Raw genomic sequence first — 15026 nt, 5'->3', positions numbered from 1 at the left:
ACACGGTCGTTCATTCCCGGTTACATCAGCAGAGGTTTATCGCTATGCCTGACTACAAGGCCCCCTTGCGTGATATTCGCTTCGTTCGTGACGAACTGCTCGGCTACGAAGCGCACTATCAGAGCCTGCCAGCGTGCGCAGACGCCACGCCGGACATGGTTGACGCCATCCTCGAGGAAGGCGCCAAGTTTTGTGAGCAGGTACTGGCGCCGCTGAACCGCGTGGGCGACATCGAAGGCTGCACCTGGAGCGAGTCCGGCGTGAAAACCCCGACTGGCTTCAAAGAGGCGTACAAGCAATTCGTCGAAGGCGGCTGGCCAAGCCTGGCCCACGACGTTGAGCACGGCGGTCAGGGTCTGCCTGAGTCGCTTGGCCTGGCGGTAAGCGAAATGGTCGGCGAAGCCAACTGGTCGTGGGGCATGTACCCAGGCCTGTCGCACGGTGCGATGAACACCATCTCCGAGCACGGCACCCCTGAGCAGCAGGAAGCCTATCTGACCAAACTGGTCTCCGGCGAATGGACCGGCACCATGTGCCTGACCGAACCGCACTGCGGCACCGACCTGGGCATGCTGCGTACCAAGGCCGAGCCTCAGGCCGACGGTTCCTACAAAGTCTCCGGCACCAAGATCTTCATCTCGGCCGGCGAGCACGACATGGCCGACAACATCGTCCACATCGTACTGGCGCGTCTGCCCGATGCACCGGCTGGCACCAAAGGCATCTCGCTGTTCATCGTTCCAAAGTTCCTGCCAAACGCCGATGGCACCATTGGCGCGCGCAACGCAGTGAGCTGCGGTTCGCTGGAACACAAGATGGGCATCCACGGCAACGCCACTTGCGTGATGAACTTCGACGGCGCCACCGGTTACCTGATCGGCCCGGCGAACAAAGGTCTGAACTGCATGTTCACCTTTATGAACACCGCTCGCCTCGGTACCGCACTGCAAGGTCTGGCTCACGCCGAAATCGGCTTCCAGGGCGGTCTGAAATACGCTCGTGATCGCCTGCAAATGCGCTCGCTGACTGGCCCGAAAGCACCGGACAAAGCCGCTGACCCGATCATCGTCCACCCGGACGTGCGCCGCATGCTGTTGACCATGAAGGCGTTCGCCGAAGGCAACCGCGCGATGGTCTACTTCACCGCCAAGCAGGTCGACATCGTCAAATACGGCGTCGATGAAGAAGAGAAGAAGAAGGCCGACGCGCTGCTGGCGTTCATGACCCCGATCGCCAAAGCGTTCATGACCGAAGTCGGTTTCGAAGCCGCCAACCACGGCGTGCAGATCTACGGCGGCCACGGCTTCATCGCCGAGTGGGGCATGGAGCAGAACGTTCGCGACAGCCGCATTTCGATGCTGTACGAAGGCACCACCGGCATCCAGGCCCTCGACCTGCTCGGCCGCAAAGTGCTGATGACTCAAGGCGAGGCTCTGAAAGGCTTCACCAAGATCGTCCACAAGTTCTGCCAGACCAACGAAGGCAACGAAGCCGTCCAGGAATTCGTCGCGCCGCTGGCTGCACTGAACAAGGAATGGGGCGAGCTGACCATGAAGGTTGGTATGGCTGCCATGAAAGATCGCGAAGAAGTCGGCGCGGCCTCCGTGGATTACCTGATGTACTCCGGTTATGCCTGCCTGGCCTACTTCTGGGCTGACATGGCACGTCTGGCTGCGGAAAAACTGGCTGCCGGCACCAGCGACGAGGCGTTCTACACCGCCAAGCTGCAAACCGCGCGCTTCTACTTCCAGCGCATCCTGCCGCGTACCCGTACTCACGTGGCCACTATGCTGTCGGGTGCTGGCAACCTGATGGACATGAAAGAAGAAGACTTCGCGCTGGGCTACTAAGCCTTAACGCAGTCTGACGAAAACCGCTGCTCCCGTTAGGGGGCAGCGGTTTTTTTGTTTGCGGATCGCTCAGATAGTCGAGCTTCCGGCCGTTATAGAGACCGTGTGTGATCTGGATCACATTGTGTGGGCTTGGCCGCACTTTGCAGGCACAATGCCATCTCTTTGCTATGACGGGTCGGAGCTTACCCTTGCCGCGTTCTTCCGCTGTACGTTTCAGCCATTTCCTGCCATCACTGCTGTTGTTGCTTGCGGGGTTGGCGGCTGCGTACGTCAAAGACCTCAGCGTATTCTTCACATCGCTGTTCAACGTCCTGCCGACATTGGTTCTGCTCCTCGGTGGCGCTTATTGCGCGGTGTATCGACGTCAGCGCGAACTGTTTCTGATGCTCACGGTGTACATCGCCTACTTTCTGCTGGACACCCAGACCGATTTCTACCGCGACAACGGCAAGGTTCGCGAGGACGCTGCGGTGGTGTTTCATCTGGTCTGCCTGCTGCTGCCGCTGTTGTTCGGATTATTCGCCGCATGGCAGGAACGTACCCATCTTTTTCAGGACATGGTTGCCCGGTTCGCTGTGCTGCTAGCGTTTGGCAGCGTGGCGCTGGGCCTGGAGCAAAGTTACCCACAGGCGCTGCTGCTGTGGTTGTCGGAGATCCGCTGGCCGGCGCTGCACGGCGCGTGGATGAGTCTGATCCAGTTGTCCTATCCGGTGTTCATCTCGGCCTTCCTGCTCCTGGCCTGGCAATACTGGCGCAACCCGCGCCCGCTGCACGCGGCGCAACTGGTCGGCTTGCTCGGGGTGTTCTGGATGCTGCCGAAGACCTTCATTCTGCCGTTCACCCTGAACATCATGTGCAGCCAGGTGATGCTGATGATCGCCGCAGCGGTTGCGCATGAGGCCTATCAAATGGCCTTCCGCGACGAGCTCACCGGTCTGCCGGGACGACGTGCGCTCAACGAGCGCATGCAGCGTCTGGGGCGCAACTACGTGCTGGCGATGAGCGACGTCGATCACTTCAAGAAATTCAACGACACCCATGGCCATGATGTCGGTGACCAGGTGCTGCGCCTGGTCGCCAGTAAACTGTCGAAAATCAGCGGTGGCGGTAGGGCGTATCGCTACGGCGGTGAGGAATTCGCCTTGGTGTTTGCAGGCAAAACCCTTGAGGAGTGCATGCCGCACCTGGAAGTGATCCGTGAGTCGATCGCCTCCTACAGCATTCAGTTACGCAACCAGGAAAACCGCCCGCAGGATGATCAGCAAGGTCGCCAGCGCCGCAGCGGTTCCGGGGCTTCGGCGGTGTCGGTGACGGTAAGTATCGGCGTCGCCGAACGTGTCGAGCAGCGCACCCCTGAAGAAGTGCTCAAGTCCGCCGATCAGGCGTTGTACAGCGCCAAGGGCGCCGGGCGTAACTGCGTCATGGCATTCGGGCAGAACCGCCGTGGCGCGGTGCGCATGGACACTGCTGCGGGTTGAGTGATGACGGCGCATTCAGCGCCTGTACAGTGATTGTCGCGCGTGATGGCCAGCAGTAGGTTTGAGGAATCTGCTGACGGAGAAGCCACCATGCCCGAGTACAAAGCTCCCCTGCGCGACATGCGCTTTCTGATCGATCACGTCTTCGACTTCCATACCAACTACGCCGCTCTCGGCGCGCATGACGCCAGCCCGGACATGATCAGCGCGATCCTCGAAGAAGGCGCGAAGTTCTGCGAGAACGTGCTGGCCCCGCTCAATCGCAGCGGCGATGAAGAGGGCTGCCATTTCGACAACGGCGTGGTGACAACGCCTACAGGCTTCAAGCAGGCCTTCGCACAATATGTCGAGGGCGGCTGGCATGGATTGGCGGCCGATCCGGCTTACGGTGGCCAAGGGTTGCCGAGTTCGCTGGGGCTGGTGATCAGCGAGATGGTCGGCTCCAGCAACACGTCCTGGGGCATGTACCCCGGCCTGACCCACGGCGCGATGTCGGCGATCCACGCCCACGGTACCGCCGAGCAGAAAGACACCTACCTGAGCAAACTCACCGCCGGCCAGTGGACGGGCACCATGTGCCTGACCGAAGCCCACTGCGGCACTGATCTGGGCATCATCAAGACTCGCGCGGTGCCCCGAGCCGACGGCAGCTACGCGATCACTGGCAGCAAGATTTTCATTTCCGCCGGCGAGCATGACCTGAGCGACAACATCATCCATCTGGTCCTGGCCAAGCTGCCGGACGCACCGGCCGGAACCAAGGGCATTTCCCTGTTTATCGTGCCCAAGTTCCTGCCCGATGCAGCAGGCGAAGCGGGTGCGCGCAACGGCGTTTCCTGTGGCTCGATCGAGCACAAGATGGGCATCAAGGCTTCAGCCACCTGTGTGCTGAATTTCGATGCCGCCACCGGTTACCTGATCGGCGAGCCGAACAAAGGCCTCAACTGCATGTTCACCATGATGAACCACGCGCGGCTCGGCACCGGCATGCAGGGGCTGTGTCTGGGCGAGGCGAGTTTTCAGGGTGCGATCAAGTACGCCAACGACCGTCTGCAGATGCGCGCGCTGACCGGCGCCAAGGCCCCGGAAAAACCTGCCGATCCGATCATCGTTCACCCCGATGTGCGGCGCATGTTGCTGACCATGAAAGCCTTCAACGAAGGCAACCGCGCGCTGACCTATTTCACCGCGCAGATGCTCGACGTCGCGCACCTGAGCAGCGACGCCGAGGCGCGTCAGGAAGCCGAAGACCTGTTGGCGTTCCTCACGCCGATCTGCAAGGCGTTCATGACCGACACTGGGCTGGAAGTGACCAACCACGGCATGCAAGTGTTCGGCGGCCACGGTTTCATTCGTGAGTGGGGCATGGAGCAACTGGTGCGCGATTGCCGGATTGCGCCGATCTACGAAGGCACCAATGGCATTCAGGCGCTGGACCTGCTCGGGCGCAAGGTGCTGGGCAGTCAGGGCAAGCTGCTGCGCGGCTTTACCAAGATCGTCCACAAGTTCTGCGCAGCGAACGCCGACCACGCGCAATTGGGCGGCTTCGTCGCGCAACTTGACGGGCTCAATCAACAGTGGGGCGACCTGACCATGAAGGTCGGCATGGCCGCCATGAAGAACCCGGACGAAGTCGGCGCCGCATCGGTGGATTACCTGATGTACAGCGGCTACATCATCCTGGGCTACCTGTGGCTGCGCATGGCGTTGGTTGCGCAGGCACAGTTGGAGGCGGGCGAGGGTGAGGCTGATTTCCTCAAGGGCAAACTGGCGACGTGCGAGTTCTACTTCAAGCGTTTGTTGCCGCGTACGGCTGCGCATCAGGCAGCGATCGAGGCGGGCAGTGATTGTTTGATGAATTTGCCGGCGCAGGCGTTTGCTTTGTAGGGCAGATCGAAAGATCGCGGCGATCTTTTTCTAGTGACTAAAAATAACAAATCAGTCACCGGCTGACCCTATGTGTCGCAAAAGTTGTTGAGGTACACTCGGGCTCAGAAAACATCATTCCACGAACCACCTGTTTAGATCTTGCGAGGTTTGCCATGGCTGACTACAAAGCGCCGCTGCGCGATATGCGCTTCGTCCTCAATGAAGTGTTCGAAGTCGCCAAACTCTGGGCCGAGCTGCCGGCGCTGGCCGAGACCGTCGACGCCGAAACCGTTGAAGCGATTCTCGAAGAGGCCGGCAAGGTCACCAGCAAAAGCATCGCGCCACTGAGCCGTGCCGCTGACGAGGAAGGTTGCCATTGGGCGGACGGTGCCGTCACCACCCCGGCCGGTTTCCCACAGGCTTATCAGACTTATGCCGAAGGCGGCTGGGTCGGCGTCGGCGGTGATCCGGCCTACGGCGGCATGGGCATGCCCAAAGCCGTATCGGCGCAGGTCGAAGAAATGGTCAACTCCGCCAGCCTGGCGTTCGGTTTGTACCCGATGCTGACCGCCGGCGCCTGCCTGTCGATCAATGCGCATGCCAGCGAAGAACTGAAAGCTGCGTACCTGCCGAACATGTACGCCGGCATCTGGGCCGGTTCCATGTGCCTGACCGAGCCGCACGCCGGCACCGACCTGGGCATCATCCGTACCAAAGCCGAACCTCAGGCCGACGGTTCCTACAAGGTCAGCGGCACCAAGATCTTCATCACCGGTGGCGAGCACGACCTCACCGAGAACATCATTCATCTGGTACTGGCCAAGCTGCCGGACGCCCCGGCCGGTCCGAAAGGCATTTCGCTGTTCCTGGTGCCGAAGTTCATGGTCAATGCCGACGGCAGCCTCGGTGCGCGTAACCCGGCCAACTGCGGTTCGATCGAGCACAAGATGGGCATTCAGGCCTCGGCGACCTGCGTGATGAACTTCGACGAAGCCGTGGGTTATCTGGTCGGCGAGCCGAACAAAGGCCTGGCCGCAATGTTCACCATGATGAACTACGAGCGCCTGGGCGTTGGCATTCAGGGCCTGGCCACGGGCGAGCGCTCTTATCAGAACGCTGTTGAATATGCGCGCGACCGTCTGCAGAGCCGTTCGCCGACCGGTGCGCAGAACAAGGACAAAGTCGCTGACCCGATCATCGTCCACCCGGACGTGCGACGCATGCTGCTGACCATGAAAGCCTCGAACGAAGGCGGCCGTGCGTTCTCCACGTATGTGGCGATGCAACTGGACACCGCCAAGTTCAGCGAAGACGCGACTACCCGCAAGCGCGCGGAAGATCTGGTGGCGCTGCTGACGCCGGTAGCGAAAGCCTTCCTGACCGACCTGGGTCTGGAAACTACCGTCCACGGCCAGCAGATTTTTGGTGGTCACGGCTACATCCGCGAGTGGGGCCAGGAGCAACTGGTGCGTGACGTGCGCATCACCCAGATCTACGAAGGCACCAACGGTATTCAGGCGCTGGACCTGGTCGGGCGCAAGATCGTTGGCAGTGGCGGCACGTTCTACCAGCTGTTCGCTGACGAGATCCGCCATTTCACCGCAACCGCCAGCGCCGATCTGGGCGAGTTCACCAAGCCGTTGAACGATGCCGTCGACACCCTCGACGAGCTGACCGCGTGGCTGCTGGACAGGGCGAAAAAAAATCCGAACGAAATCGGCGCGGCCTCGGTCGAATATTTGCAAGCGTTCGGCTACACCGCTTACGCCTACATGTGGGCGTTGATGGCCAAAGCCGCGCTGGGCAAGGAAGCGCAGGAGGATTTCTACGCGAGCAAGCTGGGCACCGCGCGCTTTTATTTCGCCCGCCTGCTGCCGCGTATCCACTCGTTGAGCGCGTCGGTCAAAGCCGGTAGCGAATCGCTGTTCCTGCTGGATGCGGCACAGTTTTGATCCTGTAGACGTCATGTAAGCATTTGCTTACGTGACGTGCTGCTGTTCTCCCATATCCGTATATTGGATCCACGGCTAATCTACATTTCATGGACGTCGCGCAGGAAGCGCAAAGTAAACAACACGGACACGTAGGATTCTGCCAGGGTGGCGGAGTGAAATGGATGTCAGGGAAACAGTCTGCAAAGCCCCGCTTCGGCGGGGTTTTCTTTTGCCTGAAGAAAAGTTTCAGGCGAGCGGATCGAGGGGCGGCTTCACTTCGCGATCGATCACCTCTTCAAGCAATGTCCGCAGCAATGCCAACGAGGCCTGCTGGCGTTGTACATCGCGGCACACCAGGCCGACTTTCAACGGCACGCGCGGTTCGCTCAGCGGTTTCCACAGCAAATCTCCATCGTCGTATTCCTTTTGCGAACGTCCCGGCAGCACCGTCGCCAGCCGGGTGTGTGGCAGGCTGTCGAGAATCCCCAACATATTGTTCAACTCGGCCTGCACCTGCGGGCGTCGACCGAGGCTGGTCAGTTGTGCCTGCCAGATCTGCCGGATCTGGAATTCTTCGCCGAGCAGCAACATGGGCAACTCAGCGGCCTGGCGCATCGAGACTTTCTTGAACTCGCGCAATGGATGGTCTGCCGGGATCACCAGCGTCAGTTCGTCTTCATACAGCAACACCCCGTGCAGACCGGGTTGGCGCGGCGGCAGATAGCTGATGCCGATGTCCAGCGAACCATTGAGCAGACGCCGCTCAATTTCCAGCCCGGTCAGTTCATAGATCTGCACCACCAGATGCGGCTGCGCCTTGCGCACACGCTCGAGCATTTGCGGCACAAGGCTGGTGTGCACCGTTTGCAGCACACCGATCGCCAGGGTGCGCAACGCCTGCCCCTTGAAATTACCCAACGCCTCGCGCGCCCGCTGCAAGCCATCGAGCAGCGGCAACGCGTGGTTGTACAGCGTATGCGCAGCGAGGGTCGGCAGCAGGCGTTTACTGCTGCGTTCGAACAGGGTGACGTCGAGATTCTGCTCCAGCTGACGGATCTGTTGCGACAGCGCCGGTTGCGAGATCGACAAGCGCTCAGCCGCACGGCCGACATGGCCTTCTTCGTAGACCGCGACGAAATAACGCAGTTGTTTGAAATCCATAAGTAGCGCTTATCGAAATGGCTGAAAAATCGAAATGGCCTGAAGCCGTTTGCGCGCCTAGTCTAACCGCATTCACAAGGCTTGCAGGGCCAGAAAGCGTGACGAATTCCATTTGCTTCGTTCGTGATTACATAGGCAGTTCAAAAAACCTCCAGCGAGGTTTCTCCGCATGAATCTGTTCAGTTTGCGGCGCCAGACGCCGAGTCTGGATGACCTCTGCTTCGAGGCGGGGCCATCCGCTATGACCGACCATCTCAATGCCCAACGCCTGATGCCCAGCGTCGATCGGCCGCAACAAGTGTTCGTTCGCGGCCAGGGTTCATGGCTATGGGACAGCAACGATCGCGCCTACCTCGACTTTTCCCAGGCCGGCGGCGCCAACAGCCTTGGCCACAGCCCCACGGCGCTGGTCAAAGCCATCGCCAATCAGGCCCAGGCGCTGATCAATCCAGGCTGCAATCTGCATAATCGCGGCATGCTCAGCCTCGCCGAACGTCTGTGCGCCAGCACGTCCAGCGATCAGGCCTACCTGCTCAACAGTGGCAGCGAGGCTTGTGAGGCGGCGATCAAACTGGCGCGCAAATGGGGGCAGCTGCATCGCGGCGGCGCCTCGCGGATCATCATGGCTGAGCAGGGTTGTCATGGCCGCAGTCTGGCGACGATTGATCGAGTGCCATTCAACGACCTGCCGGCGCTGCATGCGGCGGTGGACGCGCAGACCGTGGCGATCATGCTGGAGCCGATCCAGAGCGATGCCGGGGTCATTCCGGCGACCGAGCATTACCTCAAAGGGGTCGAGCGACTGTGTCGTGACCTGGGCATTCTGCTGATTCTCGACGAAGTGCAGACGGGTATGGGCCGCTGCGGCAGCTTGCTTGCCGAACAGTCCTACGGCATTCGCGCCGATATCGTCGTGCTCGGCAAAGGTCTTGGCGGCGGCTTGCCGCTGGCGGCCTTGCTGGCGCGAGGCAAGGCCTGCTGCTTCGCCACCGGCGAGCTGAGCGGCACCCATCACGGCAACGCCTTGATCACGGCGGCCGGTCTGGTAGTGCTCGACAGCATCCATGACCGAAGCTTCCTTCAGCAGGTCAACGACAACGGCCAGCACCTGCGCGAAGGCCTGGCGCGACTGGCGCACCGCTACGGTCACGGCGAGTTGCGCGGCCAAGGCCTGTTTTACGGGTTGACGCTGTCCGACGAATGCGCCGACGCCGTCGTCCATGCCGCACTTCACGAAGGCCTGATATTGAACGCCGCGCAGCCTGACTGCCTGCGCTTCACCCCGGCCCTCACTGTCAGCAAAGCCAACATCGACGAAATGCTTCTGCGCCTGGGCCGCGCCTTCTCGCGGGTGCGCACCGCCCAAGTGCACTGCCGCAAAGGCATTGCCGTCTGAGCCGAGCTGCCCCAACCGATCACCTGAACCGTCTCGCGGTATAACGCACGCCCCACGCCTGATTCTTTTGGCGTGGGGCGTTTTTTTGTGGCCGGGTTTTACAGACGGGATTTAGAGCTTGAGGGATCGTACCGCGGATGGTCTTTTAGAGAATGCCAGCAAGGGATGCGGCCACGGCCTGATCGGTATCACCGAAAAAGCCGTTTTGCGATCTGTACCACTGGGTGGTATGTTTTTGGAAGGGATACCTATGCCATTGAGGTTGTTCAAGACCAAACGCTTCGCCCTCCAGGCCAGCAGGGCGTGGATCACAGATGAAGAGTTGCAGGAGGCGTTTCACCAGATGCTTCAGGGACAGGCGGACGATCTTGGCGGAGGCGTGTGGAAGAAGCGCTTGAAGGCGAACCGCCACCGTTCGATTGTTTTGGCAAAAGGTGGACATTACTGGATCTACCAAGTGCTTTTCGCCAAGCAGGATCAAAGCAATATCACGCCAACAGAATTGAAGGATTTACGTAAATTGGCAAAGGTCTATGCGCAACTGACCGAAGAGCAGATCAGCGACTTGTTGGCGATGAAGGAGTTTGTGGAGATATGTCATGAGTAAGAAATTCAAAAGTGAAGTCTTTGAATCGATACACGAATCAGCCGGGGCGTTGCTTGCTGTCGGAGCAATCAACAAAGCGACGATGCGAGAATTCGATGACTCCTGTCTGGCATCGGTTCCCTTAGCGATCCCGGCTGAGGAGATCAAGGCGCTACGCGAACGTAACAAGGTCAGCCAGCCGGTGTTTGCACGCTATCTCAACACCAGTGCATCCACCGTCAAGCAATGGGAATCGGGTGACAAACATCCCAGCGGTATGGCGCTCAAACTACTGAGCATCGTACAAAAACATGGGTTGAAAATTCTCGCTTGAGCCTGACGCAGCTATTGCACTGAACCCTGACGAACGGCGCAGGTCGATTAGCTTGTATGGCTCAAGTGAGCCAACCCCCATTGAGGAGCTGCCCCATGGATTTCATTCGTATCATCATCGCTATTCTGTTGCCGCCACTGGGCGTGTTTCTGCAGGTCGGGTTTGGCGGGGCGTTCTGGCTGAACATTCTTCTGACGCTGTGCGGCTACATTCCAGGGATCGTGCATGCGGTGTATATCATCGCCAAGCGTTGAGTACGCTAGCGCAACTTAGATAGCTTTCGCGAGCAGGCTCGCTCCCACACTGGATCTGTGGTGTACACAAGTCCTCTGTGGGAGCGAGCCTGCTCGCGAATGGGACGACACGGTTTTCAGTCAACCAGCCCCATCACTCGCCGATAAAACGTCCACTCCCGCTCCAGCGCATGCGCCTGGTTAGCCGCGCGACGAAAGCCGTGGCGTTCGTCAGGGTAGTAATGCGCTTCGACCGGGATGCCGTTGTGCTCCAGCGCCGCGACCATGTCGCGGGTCTGTTGCGGCACGACCACCGCGTCCAGTTCACCCTGGAAGAAAATCACCGGCACGCGAATATTGTCTGCGTGCAGCAATGGCGTGCGGGCGGCATAGCGTTCGGCATCTCGCTCGGGATCGCCGATCAGCCAGTCCAGATAATCGCCCTCGAACTTGTGCGTGGCCCGTGCCAGCGCGACCGGATCGCTGACGCCATAGAGGCTGGCGCCTGCGCGGAAAACCTGCCTGAACGCCAGTGCGCACAATGTGGTGTAACCACCTGCACTGCCACCGCGAATGAACGCGCGGCCGCCATCGATCAAGCCTTGATCGGCGAGATAGCTGACCACCGCGCAGGCATCCTCGACATCCACCTCGCCCCAGCGCAGATGCAGCGCTTGCCGATATTCGCGACCATAGCCACTGCTGCCGCGATAGTTGAGGTCGGCGACAGCAAAGCCGCGCTGGGTCCAGTACTGGATACGCGGATCGAGGATCGGATAGCACGCCGAGGTCGGGCCGCCGTGGATAAACACCACCAGCGGCGGTTTCGCTTCACCGCTCATGGCCGGGTAGAAGAAACCGTGCGCCTCGCCGGAGCCGCTCGGATAACGCAAGGTCTGCGGACGGCTGATGCGTTCGGCAGGCAATGGAGCCACGCCGCCAGCGAGGATTTTCACGGCATGCGAGACACGATCAATGGCGATCACTGCCGACGGGCTGGTCGGCGATGCAGCGATGCAATAGATGAATTGTTGATCCATCGCCAAGTGGCGGAAGCGGCTGTAGTCACCGCTGAAATCTTCATTTCCCAAGGCCAGGCGCCCGAAACCATCCTCGCTCCAGCTGGCTAAGAATTGATCACCGACAGGCAGCCAAGTGCAGCCGCCAAGCTGCCACGGCGCGGGCGCGTGATCGGCCTCGGCACTCGGTAGCGCGTGCAAGCCATCGGACGTTTCGACCCACGGCTGCCAGTAGCCGCCACGATCTGTCAGGCAGTAGAGCCGGCCGTCGGCGTCGAAGCGCGGCTGTTGGATCGACTCCTCCATCTGCGCACCGGCAACACAGCGAGGCGCAGAAAAATCACCTTCCGCGACCATCAACCGCGTCGAGGTCCACGGCTGATGCGGTCGGCTCCACTCGATCCATGCCAAGCGCTGGCCGTTCGGGCTCAGCGTTGGCGACGCATAAAAATCCGCACCCTCGGCCAGCACCTGTCGCGTACCGCTCGCCAGATCAATCGCCACCAGGCGATGTCGATCCTGCTGCTCTTCGACCGCCAACACCCGGCCAGCGGCGAATTGCAGATCGCCGTAGCGGCCGTCAGTCGACGTCAGCGCAACCGGCTCGTCATCCAGCGCCTGCCGATACATCTGCTGATCCGCTTCATTGACGAAAACCACCCCGTCAGGCGTCAGACAAAACGCACCACCGCCATATTCGTACACGCGGCTACGCACGCTGAATCCGTCCGGCGTCAGACGTTTCGCCACGCCATCGCGCCAATGCCAGATCCGGCATGCGGCATCCTCGGGGCGGTATTCATTCCAGAACAAACCATCGGCGCCGAGCTGCAGTTCGGCGAAGTCGGTTCCGGCGGCGACGGCCTGGGCGGCGCTGAAAGGCTCAGCCCTTGGCGATGAGGCGTGAGTTTCGTTCATTGCGAAAGGCCAATTGTTCGATGGTTTGAGTGGCGCTCTCGGCTTCTTCGCGGGCCTTGAGGATCACGCCGTGATGTTCGGACTTGCTGCACACCGGGTCGGCGTTACTGGCGTCGCCGGTGAGCATGAACGCCTGGCAGCGGCAGCCGCCGAAGTCTTTTTCTTTCTCGTCGCAAGAGCGGCACGGCTCGGGCATCCAGTCGTAACCGCGAAAACGGTTGAAGCCGAACGAGTCATACCAGATGTGTTGCATGCTGTGATCGCGCACGTTGGGAAACTGCACCGGCATCTGGCGGGCACCATGGCAGGGCAGGGCGGTGCCGTCCGGCGTGACGGTCAGGAAGATGCTGCCCCAGCCGTTCATGCAGGCTTTCGGGCGTTCTTCGTAATAGTCCGGAGTCACGAAAATCAGCTTGCACGGATGCCCTTCGGCTTCCAGCCTGGCCCGGTATTCGTTGGTGATGCGTTCGGCGCGCACCAGTTGTTCCCTGGTCGGCAACAGACCGACACGGTTGAGCTGCGCCCAGCCGTAGAACTGGCAAGTGGCGAGTTCGACGAAGTCGGCCTCCAGCGCAATGCACAGCTCGATGATGCGGTCGATCTTGTCGATGTTGTGCCGATGGGTGACGAAGTTCAGCACCATCGGATAGCCGTGGGCCTTCACCGCACGAGCCATTTCCAGCTTCTGCGCAAAGGCCTTTTTCGAGCCGGCGAGCAGGTTGTTCACTTGCTCGTCGCTGGCCTGAAAACTGATCTGGATGTGGTCGAGCCCGGCCTTTTTGAAGTCGCTGATTTTCTGCTCGGTCAGGCCAATGCCGGAGGTGATCAGGTTGGTGTAGAAACCCAACTGCCGTGCTTCACGGATCAGTTCGGCCAAGTCCTGACGCACCAGCGGTTCGCCGCCGGAAAAGCCCAATTGCGCCGCGCCCATCTCCCGCGCTTCGCGGAACACCTTGATCCATTGCTCGGTGGTCAGCTCTTTGCCCTGCTCGGCGAAATCCAGCGGATTGGAGCAGTACGGGCATTGCAGCGGGCAGCGGTAGGTCAGCTCGGCGAGCAGCCACAGCGGCAGGCCGACTTGCGGTTTGGCCGGCAGATCAGCCAAGGGTGAGCCAGTGTTGCTCACGGGCAACCTCCATGAATTGCTCGACGTCGTCACCGAGCTCGGGCACGCCGGGGAACTGCTTGTCGAGTTCGGCAATGATTGCCGCGACATCGCGTTCGCCATCAATCAGGCCGCCGATCAGCGCGGCCGTTTCGTTGAGCTTGATCATGCCTTCCGGGTACAGCAAGACATGGCCCTTCTGCGCTGGTTCGTACTGGAAGCGATAGCCCGGGCGCCAGCTCGGCACTTTGCTGCGGTCGAAACTCATAAGATGATTCCTTTATGCCAGACCCGTTGTTCGGTCACGCTGTGATACGGCGGACGGTTCAGTTCATAGGCCATGCTCATGGCATCGAGCATGCTCCAAAGAATGTCCAGTTTGAACTGGAGAATTTCCAGCATGCGCTCCTGGCCTTCGCGGGTCTTGTAATGCTCAAGGGTGATCGCCAGCCCATGCTCGACGTCACGCCGCGCCTGACCGAGACGGGTGCGGAAGTATTCGTAACCGGCCGGGTCGATCCACGGATAATGCTGCGGCCAGCTGTCGAGGCGCGACTGGTGAATCTGCGGCGCGAACAATTCGGTCAGCGAACTGCTGGCGGCTTCCTGCCAACTGGCGCGACGGGCGAAGTTGACGTAGGCATCGACGGCGAAACGCACGCCGGGCAGCACCAGCTCCTGAGAACGCAATTGGTCCGGGTCGAGGCCAACAGCCTGTCCCAGACGCAGCCAGGCTTCGATGCCGCCATCTTCACCGGGTGCGCCGTCGTGGTCGAGCAGGCGCTGAATCCACTCGCGGCGGATTTCCCGATCCGGGCAATTGGCAAGGATCGCCGCGTCTTTCAGGGGAATGTTCACCTGATAGTAGAAGCGGTTGGCGACCCAGCCCTGAATCTGCTCGCGGGTCGCGCGGCCTTCGTACATCGCCACGTGGTACGGGTGGTAGATGTGGTAATAGGCGCCTTTGGCGCGCAGGGCCGCTTCGAATTCGGCGGGGGACAGCGGGGTGTCGGTCATGTCTGTTCTCCGGGGAACAACCGTTGAAATCCTGGGTGTCTATTCGGACACCTTCGCGAGCAAGCTCGCTCCCACAGGTTTTGTGTACGGCACAGATCCAATGTGGGAGCGAGCTTGCTCGCG

Annotated in this window: 13 protein-coding genes; 8 read left to right on the top strand and 5 right to left on the bottom strand. The window is 60.5% G+C overall.

From position 1 onward, the window contains the following. Positions 1 to 44: 44 nt before the first annotated feature. The 4 genes from D8U70_RS11605 to D8U70_RS11590 all read left to right on the top strand — a co-directional run bounded on the left by D8U70_RS11605 (position 45) and on the right by D8U70_RS11590 (position 7152). Positions 45 to 1850, top strand: coding sequence for a phenylacyl-CoA dehydrogenase (locus tag D8U70_RS11605; RefSeq protein ID WP_024014564.1), 1806 nt, complete (start codon positions 45 to 47; stop codon positions 1848 to 1850). 191 nt (positions 1851 to 2041) lie between these two features. Continuing rightward, positions 2042 to 3331 carry a GGDEF domain-containing protein gene (locus D8U70_RS11600; RefSeq protein ID WP_041476719.1) on the top strand — a complete coding sequence of 430 codons (1290 nt, stop codon included), beginning with the start codon at positions 2042 to 2044 and terminating at the stop codon, positions 3329 to 3331. Between the two features lie 90 nt (positions 3332 to 3421). Further along, positions 3422 to 5218 (top strand): acyl-CoA dehydrogenase C-terminal domain-containing protein, encoded by a 1797-nt coding sequence (locus D8U70_RS11595; protein WP_130928920.1) that lies wholly within the window; start codon positions 3422 to 3424, stop codon positions 5216 to 5218. 155 nt (positions 5219 to 5373) lie between these two features. After that, positions 5374 to 7152, top strand: a complete 1779-nt coding sequence (locus tag D8U70_RS11590) for an acyl-CoA dehydrogenase C-terminal domain-containing protein (RefSeq protein ID WP_073476529.1) — start codon at positions 5374 to 5376, stop codon at positions 7150 to 7152. A gap of 228 nt (positions 7153 to 7380) precedes the next feature. On the opposite strand, the gene D8U70_RS11585 is transcribed toward D8U70_RS11590, so the two are convergent. After that, positions 7381 to 8295 (bottom strand): LysR family transcriptional regulator, encoded by a 915-nt coding sequence (locus tag D8U70_RS11585; protein WP_073476532.1) that lies wholly within the window; start codon positions 8293 to 8295, stop codon positions 7381 to 7383. A 169-nt stretch (positions 8296 to 8464) separates the two neighbouring features. Here D8U70_RS11585 and D8U70_RS11580 point away from each other — a divergent pair, with 169 nt between their 5' ends. The 4 genes from D8U70_RS11580 to D8U70_RS11565 all read left to right on the top strand — a co-directional run bounded on the left by D8U70_RS11580 (position 8465) and on the right by D8U70_RS11565 (position 10865). Continuing rightward, positions 8465 to 9691: an aminotransferase class III-fold pyridoxal phosphate-dependent enzyme gene (locus D8U70_RS11580; protein WP_073476534.1), complete on the top strand. Its 1227-nt coding sequence runs from the start codon at positions 8465 to 8467 to the stop codon at positions 9689 to 9691. A gap of 250 nt (positions 9692 to 9941) precedes the next feature. Then, entirely contained in the window at positions 9942 to 10298 is a 357-nt protein-coding gene (locus tag D8U70_RS11575; protein WP_039757680.1) for a type II toxin-antitoxin system RelE/ParE family toxin, read from the top strand. Then, entirely contained in the window at positions 10291 to 10611 is a 321-nt protein-coding gene (locus D8U70_RS11570; RefSeq protein ID WP_039757682.1) for a DNA-binding transcriptional regulator, read from the top strand. The genes D8U70_RS11575 and D8U70_RS11570 overlap by 8 nt, the downstream gene beginning before the upstream one ends. Positions 10612 to 10706: 95 nt before the next feature. Then, positions 10707 to 10865, top strand: a complete 159-nt coding sequence (locus D8U70_RS11565; RefSeq protein WP_003228885.1) for a YqaE/Pmp3 family membrane protein — start codon at positions 10707 to 10709, stop codon at positions 10863 to 10865. A 116-nt stretch (positions 10866 to 10981) separates the two neighbouring features. On the opposite strand, the gene D8U70_RS11560 is transcribed toward D8U70_RS11565, so the two are convergent. The 4 genes from D8U70_RS11560 to pqqC are packed head-to-tail and all read right to left on the bottom strand — an operon-like array spanning position 10982 to position 14903. Continuing rightward, complete coding sequence (locus tag D8U70_RS11560) at positions 10982 to 12781, bottom strand: S9 family peptidase (RefSeq protein WP_130928919.1); 1800 nt, start codon at positions 12779 to 12781, stop codon at positions 10982 to 10984. Continuing rightward, on the bottom strand, positions 12747 to 13907 hold the full coding sequence (pqqE, locus tag D8U70_RS11555; protein WP_122699663.1) for a pyrroloquinoline quinone biosynthesis protein PqqE: 1161 nt from the start codon (positions 13905 to 13907) through the stop codon (positions 12747 to 12749). Before pqqE ends, D8U70_RS11560 begins: the two co-directional genes overlap by 35 nt. Further along, the gene (pqqD, locus tag D8U70_RS11550; RefSeq protein ID WP_016772874.1) at positions 13879 to 14154 is read right to left on the bottom strand and encodes a pyrroloquinoline quinone biosynthesis peptide chaperone PqqD; all 276 of its coding nucleotides are present in this window, start codon (positions 14152 to 14154) and stop codon (positions 13879 to 13881) included. Before pqqD ends, pqqE begins: the two co-directional genes overlap by 29 nt. Beyond that, a complete protein-coding gene (pqqC, locus tag D8U70_RS11545) occupies positions 14151 to 14903 on the bottom strand; it encodes a pyrroloquinoline-quinone synthase PqqC (RefSeq protein WP_039757691.1) in 753 nt (250 codons plus the stop codon). The genes pqqD and pqqC overlap by 4 nt, the downstream gene beginning before the upstream one ends. Positions 14904 to 15026: the final 123 nt, after the last annotated feature.

The organism is Pseudomonas sp. Sample_20, assembly GCF_004307585.1.
In the GTDB taxonomy this organism is placed as follows: domain Bacteria; phylum Pseudomonadota; class Gammaproteobacteria; order Pseudomonadales; family Pseudomonadaceae; genus Aquipseudomonas; species Aquipseudomonas atacamensis.
This window is presented reverse-complemented; position numbering and strand designations above follow the sequence as displayed.

Bases quoted from the DNA above. Each gene is read 5' to 3' on its own strand.
- D8U70_RS11605 (WP_024014564.1), top strand. From the start codon at position 45: ATGCCTGACTACAAGGCCCCCTTGCGTGATATTCGCTTCGTTCGTGAC.
- D8U70_RS11595 (WP_130928920.1), top strand. From the start codon at position 3,422: ATGCCCGAGTACAAAGCTCCCCTGCGCGACATGCGCTTTCTGATCGAT.
- D8U70_RS11590 (WP_073476529.1), top strand. From the start codon at position 5,374: ATGGCTGACTACAAAGCGCCGCTGCGCGATATGCGCTTCGTCCTCAAT.
- D8U70_RS11585 (WP_073476532.1), bottom strand. From the start codon at position 8,295: ATGGATTTCAAACAACTGCGTTATTTCGTCGCGGTCTACGAAGAAGGC.
- D8U70_RS11580 (WP_073476534.1), top strand. From the start codon at position 8,465: ATGAATCTGTTCAGTTTGCGGCGCCAGACGCCGAGTCTGGATGACCTC.
- D8U70_RS11575 (WP_039757680.1), top strand. From the start codon at position 9,942: ATGCCATTGAGGTTGTTCAAGACCAAACGCTTCGCCCTCCAGGCCAGC.
- D8U70_RS11570 (WP_039757682.1), top strand. From the start codon at position 10,291: ATGAGTAAGAAATTCAAAAGTGAAGTCTTTGAATCGATACACGAATCA.
- D8U70_RS11565 (WP_003228885.1), top strand. From the start codon at position 10,707: ATGGATTTCATTCGTATCATCATCGCTATTCTGTTGCCGCCACTGGGC.
- D8U70_RS11560 (WP_130928919.1), bottom strand. From the start codon at position 12,781: ATGAACGAAACTCACGCCTCATCGCCAAGGGCTGAGCCTTTCAGCGCC.
- pqqD (WP_016772874.1), bottom strand. From the start codon at position 14,154: ATGAGTTTCGACCGCAGCAAAGTGCCGAGCTGGCGCCCGGGCTATCGC.
- pqqC (WP_039757691.1), bottom strand. From the start codon at position 14,903: ATGACCGACACCCCGCTGTCCCCCGCCGAATTCGAAGCGGCCCTGCGC.